This window comes from Streptomyces sp. YPW6, assembly GCF_018866325.1.
Classification (GTDB): Bacteria; Actinomycetota; Actinomycetes; order Streptomycetales; family Streptomycetaceae; genus Streptomyces.
In genome coordinates this window covers 3,377,902-3,390,649 of record NZ_CP076457.1, presented here as the reverse complement: position 1 = coordinate 3,390,649, position 12,748 = coordinate 3,377,902, and the positions used below count along the sequence as shown (strand labels likewise).

12 protein-coding genes and 1 tRNA gene are annotated in these 12,748 nt (G+C 70.4%); 9 read left to right on the top strand and 4 right to left on the bottom strand.

What is annotated here, in order from left to right; all coding sequences use genetic code 11:
• Nucleotides 1-195: 195 nt before the first annotated feature.
• The 7 genes from KME66_RS14910 to KME66_RS14880 all read left to right on the top strand — a co-directional run bounded on the left by KME66_RS14910 (nucleotide 196) and on the right by KME66_RS14880 (nucleotide 6,459).
• Nucleotides 196-1,968 (top strand): helix-turn-helix domain-containing protein, encoded by a 1,773-nt coding sequence (locus KME66_RS14910; RefSeq protein ID WP_216322764.1) that lies wholly within the window; start codon nucleotides 196-198, stop codon nucleotides 1,966-1,968.
• Between the two features lie 15 nt (nucleotides 1,969-1,983).
• Nucleotides 1,984-2,250, top strand: coding sequence for a hypothetical protein (locus KME66_RS14905; RefSeq protein WP_216322761.1), 267 nt, complete (start codon nucleotides 1,984-1,986; stop codon nucleotides 2,248-2,250).
• 84 nt (nucleotides 2,251-2,334) lie between these two features.
• On the top strand, nucleotides 2,335-3,246 hold the full coding sequence (locus tag KME66_RS14900; RefSeq protein ID WP_216322759.1) for a bifunctional DNA primase/polymerase: 912 nt from the start codon (nucleotides 2,335-2,337) through the stop codon (nucleotides 3,244-3,246).
• On the top strand, nucleotides 3,243-3,593 hold the full coding sequence (locus tag KME66_RS14895) for a hypothetical protein (protein WP_253208345.1): 351 nt from the start codon (nucleotides 3,243-3,245) through the stop codon (nucleotides 3,591-3,593). Before KME66_RS14900 ends, KME66_RS14895 begins: the two co-directional genes overlap by 4 nt.
• A complete protein-coding gene (locus KME66_RS14890) occupies nucleotides 3,590-4,843 on the top strand; it encodes a DUF3631 domain-containing protein (RefSeq protein WP_216322757.1) in 1,254 nt (417 codons plus the stop codon). Before KME66_RS14895 ends, KME66_RS14890 begins: the two co-directional genes overlap by 4 nt.
• 174 nt (nucleotides 4,844-5,017) lie before the next feature.
• The gene (locus KME66_RS14885; protein ID WP_216322753.1) at nucleotides 5,018-5,218 is read left to right on the top strand and encodes a helix-turn-helix domain-containing protein; all 201 of its coding nucleotides are present in this window, start codon (nucleotides 5,018-5,020) and stop codon (nucleotides 5,216-5,218) included.
• 65 nt (nucleotides 5,219-5,283) lie between these two features.
• Entirely contained in the window at nucleotides 5,284-6,459 is a 1,176-nt protein-coding gene (locus tag KME66_RS14880; protein ID WP_253208344.1) for a tyrosine-type recombinase/integrase, read from the top strand.
• A gap of 83 nt (nucleotides 6,460-6,542) precedes the next feature.
• Here KME66_RS14880 and KME66_RS14875 read toward each other — a convergent pair.
• The 3 genes from KME66_RS14875 to KME66_RS14865 all read right to left on the bottom strand — a co-directional run bounded on the left by KME66_RS14875 (nucleotide 6,543) and on the right by KME66_RS14865 (nucleotide 8,523).
• Nucleotides 6,543-6,616: transfer RNA gene (locus KME66_RS14875), tRNA-Pro, on the bottom strand.
• 28 nt (nucleotides 6,617-6,644) lie between these two features.
• Nucleotides 6,645-7,391: a Pr6Pr family membrane protein gene (locus KME66_RS14870; protein WP_216322749.1), complete on the bottom strand. Its 747-nt coding sequence runs from the start codon at nucleotides 7,389-7,391 to the stop codon at nucleotides 6,645-6,647.
• 193 nt (nucleotides 7,392-7,584) lie between these two features.
• Nucleotides 7,585-8,523, bottom strand: a complete 939-nt coding sequence (locus KME66_RS14865) for a metallophosphoesterase (protein ID WP_216322747.1) — start codon at nucleotides 8,521-8,523, stop codon at nucleotides 7,585-7,587.
• Nucleotides 8,524-8,602: 79 nt separating this feature from the next.
• Between KME66_RS14865 and KME66_RS14860 the strand changes: the two genes are divergently transcribed.
• Entirely contained in the window at nucleotides 8,603-9,067 is a 465-nt protein-coding gene (locus KME66_RS14860) for a GatB/YqeY domain-containing protein (protein WP_216322745.1), read from the top strand.
• A 163-nt stretch (nucleotides 9,068-9,230) separates the two neighbouring features.
• Here the strand turns inward: KME66_RS14860 and KME66_RS14855 are convergent, their stop codons facing one another.
• Nucleotides 9,231-11,486 carry a transglycosylase domain-containing protein gene (locus KME66_RS14855; RefSeq protein ID WP_216322743.1) on the bottom strand — a complete coding sequence of 752 codons (2,256 nt, stop codon included), beginning with the start codon at nucleotides 11,484-11,486 and terminating at the stop codon, nucleotides 9,231-9,233.
• A gap of 877 nt (nucleotides 11,487-12,363) precedes the next feature.
• On the opposite strand from KME66_RS14855, the gene KME66_RS14850 reads away from it, so the two are divergent.
• Nucleotides 12,364-12,714 (top strand): WhiB family transcriptional regulator, encoded by a 351-nt coding sequence (locus KME66_RS14850; RefSeq protein ID WP_178378963.1) that lies wholly within the window; start codon nucleotides 12,364-12,366, stop codon nucleotides 12,712-12,714.
• Nucleotides 12,715-12,748: the final 34 nt, after the last annotated feature.

Here is a 12,748-nt window from a genome sequence, read left to right as displayed (position 1 = left end):
GCCCCTGTTCGGCCGCCAGGACCCCCGTAGCGACGCAGGGTGACGGAAGTTTCCCGTCTCGCGCGCACACGCGTAGGGGCCCTGTCGGAAACCAGGAAACCGGAAACTCCACTACTGCGCGTACACACACCCGCGTGTGAGGGCGGGCCATGCCGGGCCCGCCCCCACCGACTCATAGCCCTTGGAAAGGAACCCGTGAGTCACCCATCAGCCTGGCAGACACACCGCCAGTACGCAGCAACCGCCGCCCGCTGGACCGCCGACCGCTGGTCCAAGGAATCCGACCGCCGCCGCACCCTGCGAGCCACCCGCAAGCCCCTGGTCCGCGACGCCCGCGCCGCTCTCGCACAGGCGCAGGCCACCGATCCCCAGAAGGTCACCTCCCTCGTCCACCGCGCGGAGCGTGAACTCGCCACCGCCAAGCGGCGCGTGCCCGACCCGATGTGGCTGTTCGCCTCCAAGGCTGCACTCGTCACCGCCGCCGCCGGGTACGTCGGGCTGCCGCTAGTCCCGGGGCGGGTGTGGATGTGGGCGGCCGTCGCCGTGAGCGTCGCCGTCACCGGAGCAGTCCTGTGGGCGCTGCTCCACCGCCCCGCGGCTTCCCCGAACGAGCCGACCGCCGAGGAACGCGACCTGCTCAAGCGGCTCCAGCCCGAGCACTGGCGCGAGCACGCCGAACAGCGCGGCCTGGCCGGGACGCTGACCGGCCGGCCGCGCCTGACCGAGTCCGGGATCGTCGTCGCGGTCCGCCTCGACGGCCAATGGACCACCACCAAACTGCGCGGCTCCGAGGACCACATCCGCGCCCTGCTCGGTGCCCGCACCGGGCTGCGGTTCCAGATCAAGGCCGGGAAGCAGGGCGGCTGGGCCGAACTGACCCTGCGCACCCGCAGCGCCGCCGACGGCGACGACCTCCTGTGGGCGCCCAAGCGGCGCTCGCTCGGCATCGACACCGTCACCGGCGAACACGTCACCGTCCCCCTGGGCGAACGGCTGCTGATCGCGGGCCGGTCCGGGGCGGGCAAGAGCGTCGCGTCCCGCCCGCTCCTGTTCGACGCCTCCGAGGGCGACACGAACGCGCTCGTCATCATCGACCTCAAGCGCGTCGAAGGCCGGTTGTGGGACCACCGGGCCCGCGTCGCCTCCACCCCCGAAGACGTCATCGCCGTGGTGGACGAACTGGAAGCCGAGATGCACGACCGGCTCAACGTCCTGCCCAAGGGACAGGACACCTGGGGCCCCACCCCCGACCGGCCCCGCATCACCGTCGTCGTCGACGAGGGCGCGGAAGTCGTCACCGCCGCCGACAAGGTCCCCTTCCCCGAGGAGGACGGCGACGGCAAGACGAAGGTCCGCACCCGCAGCGCCCTGCCCGGGCTGGAGTCGATCGCCCGCATGGGCCGGGCGGCGTGCATCGACCTGTGGTGGATGACGCAGAAGCCCACCATCGGCGACGGCGTCCCCAAACAGATCGCCCCGCAGATCAGCACCTCGATCTGCCTCGCCGTCCGCACCCCCGCCGAAGCCCGCGTCGTCCTCGGAGAGGACGCACAGGCCAAGGGCTGGAACGCGGACGAACTCCCCGCCCCCGGCGTCGCGCTCATCCGCGACGGCAAGCGCGGCCCCGACCCGGTCAAGGTCCGCTACATGGACAAGACCGTCGTCATCAACCTCCCCGACCAGCCCATCTGGTCCCGCACCACCACACCCACCGCCACCGGGACGACCCCGACGCTCACCCTCGTGAAGCCCACCACCGCCTCCCCGGTCGTGGCGGCCGTGGACGGGACGGACGCCCGGATCCTCGACGCGATCGAGACCGCCGCAACACCGGTACGGCAGAAGGACCTGGCCGAGACGACCGGGCTGTCCAAGGGCACGGTGTCCAAGGCCGTCAAGCGCCTCACCGACACCGGCCACATCACCCGCCAGCCGGACGGCGGACTCACCGCCGACAAGGCCGCCTGACCGGAGGAACCGACCATGCCCCGACTGCGTATCCAGCTCACCGGGTGGGACCGCCGGACCCTGATCCTGACCGACACCCCCGACCCCGACTGCCCCCGCTGTGACGGCGACGGCGGGTTCGCATACGACTACGGCGACCACGAAGGTGAGTACGCCGGCACCGACTGGGACCCCTGCACCTGCTGGGACGAAACCCGCCGCTGGACCCTGCTCCGCTTCCCCCGCATCCGTCGCCGCAGCCGGGGCGTACGCGACCCGTGGAACGTCGAACCGCCCTTCTGACATGCACAAGGGCGGCCCCCGCCTCGCCAAAGTCTGGGGCCGCCCTCGTCTGCCAGCACTTCTCACAGAACTGGAGACACCAGCATGACCCAACCCACCCCTATCGGGCGAGTGCCCGACCTCCTCTCCGCCGCGCTGGGTGCGGCCGAGCGCGGGTGGCACGTCTTCCCCCTCCGCCCCGGAGACAAGCGCCCCGCCCTCCACGGCGAGACCGCCTGCACCCGTACCGGCGACTGCGCGACCGGGCACCGGAAGTGGGAGCAGCGGGCCACCACCAACCCCGACCGCATCCGCAAGGCGTGGTCGGTCGGCGCGTTCAACGTCGGCCTGGCCACGGGCCCGTCCGGGCTGGTCGTGGTGGACCTGGACCCGGTCAAGGCCAAGGACCCGAAAGGAACGCCTGACGGCGTCACTTCCCTGCAAGCGCTCTGCGAGCGCGCCGGGCAGACCGTCCCCGCCACCTACCGGACCCGGACCGCGAGCGGCGGACACCACCTGTACTTCACCGCCCCGCCCGGGGTGAGGCTCGGCAACAGCGCGGGCAGGCTCGGCACCCACATCGACACCCGCGCCCACGGCGGCTACGTCGTCGCCGCCGGGAGCACCCTCCCGAACGGTACGTACGACGTGGTCGACCCCACCGACACCGCCCCGCTCCCGGATTGGCTGTACACCCTTCTGATGCCCCGTCAGCCCTCTCGGGCATTGATGGCCGCGCCTGTGCCGGTTCGGGCCTCTCGGTACGCCGCAGCGGCTCTCAGGGCCGAAACGGCGGCCGTCGCCGGGGCCGGGGAGGGGGCGCGGAACTGGACGCTGGTTCGGGCCGCCCGCGCTCTGGGGCGGTTCATCCCGTCCGGCGACCTCGCCCGCCATGAGGTCGAGCAGGCTCTTAATTCGGCGGGATTGGCGGCCGGCCTCCGGGAGAACGAGTGCCGCGCCGCCGTGACCAGCGCTCTCAACTGGTCCATCGCCAACAACCCCGGGCGGCCGGCATGACCACCACCCCCAGGAATCCCCGCCTTAAGAGCCTGCCTGCCACCCCGAACCGCCCGCAGGCCGCCAACGTCGCCGCAGCACTGGTGACCGGTGGCGAGCCGAAAGGCGTCGCCGGAGGCGTCCGCGTTGCTGTTCTCCCTGACCCGCACACGGTCACGGTGACCGGCATCCGGCCCGGCCTCACGGTGCGCGGGCTGGGACGCAACCAGATCCCCACGGCTGACTGGCTCTGTGCCTGCGGCCATCACGAGCGCGCCCGGGGCCGCGACCGTGTCACCGAACTGACCACCCGCGCCCGCGTCGACCACTGCCCGCACACCGAGCAGCACCGGAGGAACGCCGCATGAACACCACCGCCCAGCAGACCAAGGCACCCATCGACGGCGCCGCCCTGCTCGACCAGGTGGAAGCCTTCCACCGCCGGTTCAACGTCTTCCCCACCGAGTCCGCCTACGTCGCGGTCGCCCTGTGGGACGCGCACGCCCACCTGATCGACTGCTTCGAGACCACCCCCCGCATCGCGTTCCTCTCCCCGGAACCCGGGTCGGGGAAGTCCCGGGCGCTGGAGATCGTGGAACTGCTCACCCCCCGCCCCATGAGCACGGTGTCCGCGTCCGCGAACGCCCTCTACCGGCTGGTCGACTCCGCCGAGGGACTGCCCACCGTCCTGTTCGACGAGGTGGACACCATCTTCGGCCCCAAGGCCGGGGCGGACGAGGCGCTGCGCGGCTTCCTGAACGCCGGATACCGCAGGATCGGAGGGGCCCTGCGGTGCGTCGGGGACGGCTCCAACCAGAACGCCCAGGTGTTCGGCTCCTACTGCGCCGTCGCCATGGCCGGGCTCGGCTCCCTCCCCGACACCGTCCTGACCCGCTCCGTCATCATCCGCATGCGGAAGCGGGCCCCCAACGAGAAGGTCGAGCCCTACCGTCAGCGCATCCACGAGAAGCAGGGCCACGCCCTGCGCGACCAGGTCGCGAAGTGGGCCGACACCGTCCGCGACCAGGTCGCCAACGCCTGGCCCGACATGCCCGAAGGGGTCACCGACCGGCCCGCCGACGTGTGGGAGCCCCTGCTCGCCGTCGCGGACGCGGCCGGCGGAACCTGGCCCGCACGGGCCCGGGCCGCCTGCCTGGATCTGATCAACGCCGGTCAGGACAACGACGAAGCATCGTTGGGTGTCCGGCTGCTGACCGACCTGCGCGACACCGTGTTCTGCGGCGCGGACCGGGTGCCCACCGCCGTCATCCTCGAAATCCTGCTCCGCATGGACGACGCGCCGTGGGGCGACCTGGACGACAAGCCGCTGAACTCCCGGACGCTCGCCAAGCTCCTCGGGCAGTACGTCACCCCGGCCATCAAGCCCATTAAGCCGCGCGGCATCCGCACCGCCTCCGGTACCCCCAAGGGCTACTACGCGGAAGACCTCACGGACGCCTGGACGCGGTACTGCCCACCGCCCCCCGAGGAGTCCGCAACATCCGCCACATCCGCCACACCGCAGGTCAGCGGGGGTGAATCCGTGGCGGATACCGCCACACCCATCCGCCACACGCCTGCGGAAGCCGCCACACCGCTCTTCCCCGTCGCGGGCTGACCCCCAGCGCCACCAGGTGCCGCCACACCCCCGGATGTGGCGGCACCTATCCGCCACACGACCGCCATCCGCCACAAACGCAGGCCCCTGACCTGCGGTGTGGCGGCGTGGCGGACGTTGCGGATCTGCCAGGACAGAGAAAGCACCCGCCCGCCACACCTAGAGGAGAATCCCGTGGCCACGCCAACCACCTCGCCGCCCGCCCGCCTCCTCCGCGTCGATGTCGCCGCCGAAATCCTGGGGGTCAAACGCTCCACCGCGTACGAGGAGATCCGACTCGGACGGTTGCGCACTGTCCAGATTGGCCGCAGTCGGCGCATCCCGACGGAGTACGTCGAGGAGTACATCGACCTCCTTAAGCGCGAATCCAACTAACCAACCAGACCAGCGGGCCCGTCCACTCTCGTGGGCGGGCCCGCTGCATGAAAGGAACTGCCGACGTGGCAACCAGCAAGCCCAACCGCAGAGCCGGGCACGGGGAAGACACCATCTACTGGGACCAGGCAAAGAACCGCTACGTGGGGGCGGTCTCCCTGGGCTATGCACCGAACGGCAAGCGTCTGCGACCCAAGGTCTACGGCAAGACCAAGACGGAGGTCCGCGAGAAGATCCGCGATCTCAAGAAGGAGGTCGCAGCAGGTGTTCGTACCCCCGCCAACTACACCGTTGAGAACGCCGTGAACGACTGGCTGGAGCGCGGGCTGAAGGGGCGAGATGCCCAGACCGTGGCCAAGAACCGCACGCTCGCCGACAAGCATCTGATCCCCTTCGTGGGCAAGGCCAAGCTCAAGGACCTCAGCGCCGACGACGTGGACGACTGGCTCAACAGCCGCGTCGAGGCGCTTTCCACACGAAGTCTCCGGGATGTGCTGGCGATCCTCCGCCGGTCAATCGAGCACGCCCAGCGGCGAGACAAGGCAGTGCGCAACGTCGCGCTGCTGGTCACCGTCCCGGAGGGACGTGTCGGCCGACCGAGCAAGGCACTCAACCTGGAGCAGGCGAAAGCCGTGCTCGGGGCCGCGCGGGGGAGCCGCCTCTACGCCTACCTGGTGCTGTCGCTCCTCGGAGGGGTGCGGACCGAGGAGGCCCGGCCGCTTACCTGGGATCACGTCTACCTGAACCCTGAGGACGGCATCCCGCCGCACGTCGCCGTGTGGCGGTCCGTGCGCCGGCACGGGGAGACCAAGACGCGTAAGAGCCGCCGGACGATCGCCCTACCGAAGCAGGTCGTGGACGTGCTGGTCGAGCACCTGCGGTGGCAGAAGCAGGAGCGCGCTTCGCACGGGATCGAGTGGCGTCCCGACGGTCGGGTGTTCACCACACGGAGCGGGGAGCCGCTGGACGCCGCGAACGTGCGGCGCGACTTCCGCGCCATCGTGAAAAAGGCGGGGCTCGATCCCGAATGGACGCCCCGGGAACTTCGCCACAGCTTTGTGTCCCTGCTCTCCGATCACGGCATCCCGCTGGAGCGCATCGCCATGCTGGTCGGCCACAGCAGTCAGGCGACCACTGAGGCCGTGTACAGGAAGCAGCTCCGGCCGGTGATCACGCAGGGAGCGGAGGCTATGGACGAGATCTTTGCCGAGCGGCGTAAGGCACCTATGCCGAAGGCTTGATCAAATCCCTTTGGCCCCCTGTTTGGCCCCCCAGACACGTCAGAGGCCACATACGAAAATCCGTATGTGGCCTCTGACCAGCGTCGGGGTGGCGGGATTTGAACCCACGACCTCTTCGTCCCGAACGAAGCGCGCTGCCAAGCTGCGCTACACCCCGATGTCCACCGGACTCCCGGCGACATCGATTACTTTAGCCCACCGGCGGCCGGAGGCGAAATCCGGTTTCTTCGGTGCTCGATCCGCCCCGCCACGTCCGGCCTCAGATGGTCCGCGGCGGTGATCAGCGTGGCCAGGGCGGTGAAGAGCAGGCCGAGGGCCAGGGCCTGGGTCAGGGTGCCCGCGTAGCCGTACGTGTCGACGTCGAGGAACGGGTACGGGTAGCGGTCCGGGGAGCCGGGGGCGAGCAGGGCTCCGCGGGTCAGGGTCAGGGCCAGGTAGGCCGCGGGAGCGGTCAGCCAGAGCGGGATGTGGGCCGGGCGCAGGGTCCGGGGAGCGGCCAGCAGGAGCCAGTCCGCGGCGACCGCCGAGGGGGTCACCGTGTGGAGCAGGACCGTCGCTGCCAGGGGCCAGCCGGACGTGGGGGCCGACATCTCCGCGTAGTTCGCCAGCACCAGGTGGTGCATCAGGCCGGTGATCGCCGCGAGCAGGAGGACCCCGCCCGTCAGGCGCGGCGGGAGCGGCGGAGCGCCTCGCCAGGAACGTACCGCCGACCAGCCGAAGGCCACCGCTACCAGCAGGTTCGCCAGGACCGTGAAGTGCACCAGGGGCGGTGGGGTGGACCCCGTCGCCAGGGTGATGGCCGGGCCCGCGGCCGCCGCCCCGCACGCCAGGGTGCGCAGGGCCGTGACCCAAGGGCGGCGGGTGCCCGTGAGGGCCGGGGGCGCCCCTGCCGCCCGGGGGCGGGGGAGCAGAGCGGTCCGGGACGCGGTCATGATGCGTACCGTATGGGGGTGGGAAGACCCCCGCGATTCGTCTGCCGCCGTCCGCAGCCTGTTACGTACGCAGTCCGAGGCGTACGCAGTCCGAGGCGTACGCAGTCCGAGGCCGATCCGAGGCGTACGCGATCCGAGGCGTACGCGGCCCGTCGCATCCGCCTGCGTGCGCCGTCCGGGCAGGCCCGCGTCCTCAGGCCTTTGCCACCAGCGTCAGCAGCGTCGCCTCCGGTGGGCAGGCGAAGCGGACCGGGGTGTAGCGGTTGGTGCCGCAGCCCGCGGAGACGTGGAGGTAGGCGCGCTTGTCGCCGATCGTGTGGCTCGACAGGCCCTTGACCCGGTCCGTGTCCAGGTCGCAGTTGGTGACCAGCGCCCCGTAGAACGGGATGCACAGCTGGCCGCCGTGCGTGTGGCCGGCCAGGATCAGGGGGTAGCCGTCGGCCGTGAAGGCGTCGAGGGAGCGCAGGTAGGGGGCGTGGACCACGCCGATCGAGAGGTCGGCGCCGGACTCCGGGCCGCCCTGGACCTCGGCGTAGCGGTCCCGCTTGATGTGCGGGTCGTCCAGACCGGTGAACGCCAGTTCCATGCCCTCCAGCTTGAGCCGGCCCCGGGTGTTCGACAGGTCCAGCCAGCCCGCCTCGTCGAAGGCGTCGCGCATCGGCTCCCACGGGTTGTGGACGACGCCGACCGCGGGGGCGTTGCCGTTGAGGCCGTGCTTGCCCTGGGCCTTCTCCAGGAGGTAGCGGGCCGGGTTGCGGAGCCTCGGGCCGTAGTAGTCGTTGGAGCCGAAGACGTACACGCCCGGGAACTCCATCAGCGGGCCCAGCGCGTCCAGCACCTCGGGCACCGCGTCCGGGTCCGAGAGGTTGTCGCCGGTGTTCACCACGAAGTCGGGGCGCAGGCCCGCCAGCGACTGGAGCCAGGCGCGCTTCTTGCGCTGACCGCACACCATGTGGATGTCGGAGACCTGGAGCACGCGCAACGGGCGCGCCCCGTGCGGGAGTACGGGAACGGTGACCCGCCGCAGACGGAACGAGCGGGCCTCGAACCCGGCGGCGTAGGCCAGTCCTGCGGCGCCGACCGCCGCGCCGACTGCCGTGACTTTCAGGGGTACTCCGTAGCGTGCGCGCATGCGCCCATCGTCGCAGAAGCGGAACGGTGAGCGGAAAACCGGTGGGCGGCCCGGGCCCCGCACCTGTCACAATCACGGCATGACCACGCTCAAGTCCAAGCTCAAGGAAGACCTCCACACCGCCATGAAGGCGCGTGACGAGCTGACCTCGTCCACCCTTCGGCTCACCCTCACCGCGATCAGCAAGGAAGAGGTCAGCGGCACGTCGGCGCGCGAACTCTCCGACGACGAGGTGCAGAAGGTGATCGCCAAGGAGGCGAAGAAGCGCCGGGAGGCGGCCGAGGCATTCGCCCAGGGCGGCCGGACCGAGCAGGCCGAGCGGGAGAAGGCGGAGGGCGAGGTGCTCGACGGCTATCTGCCCAAGCAGCTCACCGACGACGAGCTGAACACGATCGTGGCGTCCGCGGTCGAGGAGGCCAAGGCCGCCGGGGCCGAGGGGCCCCGCGCGATGGGCGCCGTCATGAAGATCGTCAATCCGAAGGTCGCCGGGCTCGCGGAGGGCGGCCGGGTCGCCGCCGCGGTGAAGAAGCTCCTCGCCGGCTGAGGCGCCGCGGTGAAGACGGTCCTCGTCGGCTGAGGCGCCGCGGTGAGGAAGCTCCTCGCCGGCTGAGGCGTCGCCGAGGGGGGCGGCGGGACGACAGAAAGGGGTGGGCGCCCGGTACTCGACCGGGCGCCCACCCCTCTTCACGGCCTGTGGCCCGGTACGGTCACGGGCCGTTCTGGCCGCCGTCCTGGCCGCCCCGGCCGCCGCCCGGTCCGCCGATCACGCCCTCCGGGAGCTCGATGCCCGGGAACCGGTTGCCGTCGTCGCCGGGCTTGTCGTCGTCACCGCGGTCACGGTTGCGGCCCCGGTCGCGGTCGCCCCTCTCCTCGTCCTCGTTCTCCTTGTCCTTGCCGCGAGGCACGGAGACGGTGTTGAACCCGGGGGTCTCGGACGCGTCCAGCGCTCCGGTCATCGCGATGCGCCAGATCGGGCCGGGCAGACAGCCGCCGCAGACCTTGGGGTAGTACTGGCCGCCGATGGTGACGTCGAACATCGAGCTCTTCTCGCCGACGTCGTCACCGACCCACACCGCGGTGGCGAGGTTCGGCGTGTACCCGACGAACCAGGCGTCCTTGCGGTCGTTGGTCGTTCCGGTCTTGCCCGCGTTGTCCCGGTCGCTGAGCCCGGCCTGCGTACCGGTGCCGTCCTCGACGACGCCCTTGAGCATCTGGTTGATCGTGTCCGCGGTCCGCTCGCTCATCGCCCGTGAGCAGGACGTCTTCGGCACCGTGAGCTTCTTGCCCTGCGGGTCCTTGATCGACTCGATGGCGATCGGCGTGCAGTACGTGCCGCGGTTGGCGAACGCGGCGTAGGCGCCGGCCATGGAGAGCGGGGTGCTCACCTCACCGCCGAGGGTGATCGAGGGGTACTCGTCGATCTTCTTGCCGTCGCCGCGCTCGTAGCCGAGCTTCTTGGCCATCTCGACGGTCTCGCAGAGGCCGGCCTTCTGCTCCAGCATCGCGAAGTAGGTGTTGATGGACTTGCCGAGCGCGCTCGTCATGTCCCAGGTGCCCTTCTCGGACTCCAGCTCGTTCTGGAGCTGCCAGGGCGCGTAGCCGGCCGGGGAGCCGGAGCAGTTGCGGAAGTCCCGCTCCTGGAGCGTCATCTTCCAGTCGGAGGTGAACGTCGTCGCCGGGCTGATGCCCTTCTCCAGCGCCGCGGCCGCGGTGAACGGCTTGAACGTGGAGCCGACCTGGAAGCCGTAGGTGCTGCCGCCCATCCTGTTGCTGACGGCGAGGTTCAGGACGGTCTCGTGCTGCTTCTGGTCGAGGCCGTACGGGCGGGACTGGCCCATCGAGAGGATCTTGCCGGTGCCCGGCTGGACCTGCACCACGGACGCCGCGAACTTGTCGTCCTTGTTGACCTTCGCGGTGGCGGCCTCGTTGGCGGCCTTCTGGGCGCGCGGGTCGAGCGTGGTCCGGATGGTCAGACCGCCGAGGTTCCAGAGCTTGGCCCGCTCCTCGTCCGTCTTGCCGAAGGCGGGGTCGGTGAGGATCGTCTTGCGTACGTAGTCGCAGAAGAAGCCGGAACCGCTGACGGCGGTGATGCAGCCGTTCTTCGGCCGGGACACCTTCAGCTCGATGGGCGTCTCCATCGCCTTGTCGGCCTCGGCGCGCGAGATGCTCTTGACCGCGGCCATCCGCGCCAGCACGGTGTTGCGGCGCTTGGTCGCCTCCTCCGTGTCGTTGACCGGGTCGTAACGGCTCGGGGACTGGACGATGCCGGCCAGCAGCGCGGCCTCTTCCAGCTTGAGGTCCTTGGCGTGCTTGGAGAAGTAGCGCTGGGACGCGGCCTCGATGCCGTACGCCTGCTGCCCGAAGAACGTGATGTTGAGGTAGTTCTCCAGGATCTTCTTCTTGCCGAGCTCTTCCTCGACCTGGATCGCGTACTTCAGCTCGCGGACCTTGCGGCCCAGTGTCTGCTGCGTGGCCTGGGCGACCTTCTCCGGGTCGTCGCCCGCCTCCTCGACGAAGACGTTCTTCACGTACTGCTGGGTGAGGGTCGACGCGCCCTGCGCGGTCCCGCCCGCCTGTACGTTGCGGTTCATCGCGCGCAGGATGCCCTTGAGGTCGACCGCGCCGTGCTCGTAGAAGCGGGAGTCCTCGATCGCGATGATCGCGTCCTGCATGTACGGCGAGATGTCCTTGAGCGGGACGACCGTGCGGTCGCGGGAGTACACCGTGGCGATGGTGCCGCCGTCGCGGTCCTGGATGGTGGTCCGCTGGCTGAGCGGAGGTGTCTTGAGGTTGGAGGGGATCTCGTCGAACCCTTCGACCGTCCCCTTGGCGGCGAGCCCCAGCGCTCCGGCTGCGGGCAGCGCGATGCCTGCCAGGACAGCACCGGAGAGCGCGGCGACACCGACGAACTTGGCGGCCTGCTGAGTCGTGGTGAGACCGCCGCCCGAGCGCTTCTTTGGCATAGGGGGCAGCCTAATCCGTAGTGGTGAACGTGTCGTAGGAGCAGGGGGCTCTCGGAGCGTTCCCGTACCAGACCGTGACATGCGGGGGCCGCGGACCGCTGCATGCGGGGCTGCGGTTTCCGGGCCTGTGGCATCCGGGAACCACGGCTTCCGGGGACCGCGGCTTCCGAGGGGGCGTGACAGCCGGGGGCCGTGACGTCCGGGGGCCGGGGCCTGCGGCGGTCCTGCTTCCGGGGCCGTGGCATCCGGAGACACGGCTTCCGAGGGGGGCGTGACAGCCGGGGGCGTGACGCCCGGGGGCCGGGGCGTGGCGGTCCTGGCTTCCGGGCCGGGTGAGGGCACGGCACACCGTCTCGGAGGCGCGACGGGGCGCGGCGTCGCTGCGCGGACGCGCGCGCAGGCATGCATGAGGGCGCGCTCGGCACGCGGACGTGGGCGCAGAGTGCCTACGTTGTCATTCGCCGGACAGGCGGGCAGGCGTTGGCCTAAGCTGCTCTCAACTGTCACAGCAGTCAGGTTCCGTATCAAGCCCCCTGCCGCCCCATGCGCATCTTCTGGTCATTCTTCCCCCGGTCGATGTGCCGATGCACTGCCCTTCCCGCACCCATCGAGGCGCTCCCGAATCCGCCCCGTATGTCGCGAGACGTCCGTTGCGACTTGAGTGCACTGTCCCGTTTTCGCGGCGATGGTCGCGTATGTCCTCCGCTCACTCCCCTGGGTGATCTGCCGCATACGCATAGTCCGTTCGGACCATTCAAGATTGGGCCCGAAGGGGGTGTTGTGCTGTCCCCACCTTCCGTAACGTCCTCAACTGGCAGCGGTGAATATGCCGCTTCCGCCGTGGGGGAGCCTCGATTCGGGAGAGGACGGCGCCGGCATGGGCTGGGTAACCGACTGGAGTGCGCAGGCAGCCTGCCGCACTACCGATCCGGATGAACTGTTCGTACAAGGGGCAGCGCAGAACAGAGCCAAGGCGGTGTGCACCGGATGCCCGGTGCGGACCGAGTGCCTGGCCGATGCCCTGGACAATCGCGTCGAGTTCGGCGTGTGGGGTGGAATGACGGAGCGGGAGCGCCGCGCACTGCTGCGCCGCCGGCCGACCGTCACGTCCTGGCGCCGACTGCTGGAGACCGCACGCAGTGAGTACGAGCGGTCCACCGGCATCCTGCCCGGAGTCATCGGGCTGGAGAACGAGGAACTGCACGAGACGTACGCCGCGGTGGGATAGCGAGCCCGCCACGCGACCCGGCCGCCACTCGGTG

What these genes read in the sequence shown, in the direction of transcription:
- KME66_RS14890 (WP_216322757.1), top strand. Translation starts at nt 3,590, where the DNA reads ATGAACACCACCGCCCAGCAGACCAAGGCACCCATCGACGGCGCCGCC.
- KME66_RS14860 (WP_216322745.1), top strand. Translation starts at nt 8,603, where the DNA reads ATGACCACGCTCAAGTCCAAGCTCAAGGAAGACCTCCACACCGCCATG.
- KME66_RS14905 (WP_216322761.1), top strand. Translation starts at nt 1,984, where the DNA reads ATGCCCCGACTGCGTATCCAGCTCACCGGGTGGGACCGCCGGACCCTG.
- KME66_RS14865 (WP_216322747.1), bottom strand. Translation starts at nt 8,523, where the DNA reads ATGCGCGCACGCTACGGAGTACCCCTGAAAGTCACGGCAGTCGGCGCG.
- KME66_RS14900 (WP_216322759.1), top strand. Translation starts at nt 2,335, where the DNA reads ATGACCCAACCCACCCCTATCGGGCGAGTGCCCGACCTCCTCTCCGCC.
- KME66_RS14895 (WP_253208345.1), top strand. Translation starts at nt 3,243, where the DNA reads ATGACCACCACCCCCAGGAATCCCCGCCTTAAGAGCCTGCCTGCCACC.
- KME66_RS14855 (WP_216322743.1), bottom strand. Translation starts at nt 11,486, where the DNA reads ATGCCAAAGAAGCGCTCGGGCGGCGGTCTCACCACGACTCAGCAGGCC.
- KME66_RS14850 (WP_178378963.1), top strand. Translation starts at nt 12,364, where the DNA reads ATGGGCTGGGTAACCGACTGGAGTGCGCAGGCAGCCTGCCGCACTACC.
- KME66_RS14870 (WP_216322749.1), bottom strand. Translation starts at nt 7,391, where the DNA reads ATGACCGCGTCCCGGACCGCTCTGCTCCCCCGCCCCCGGGCGGCAGGG.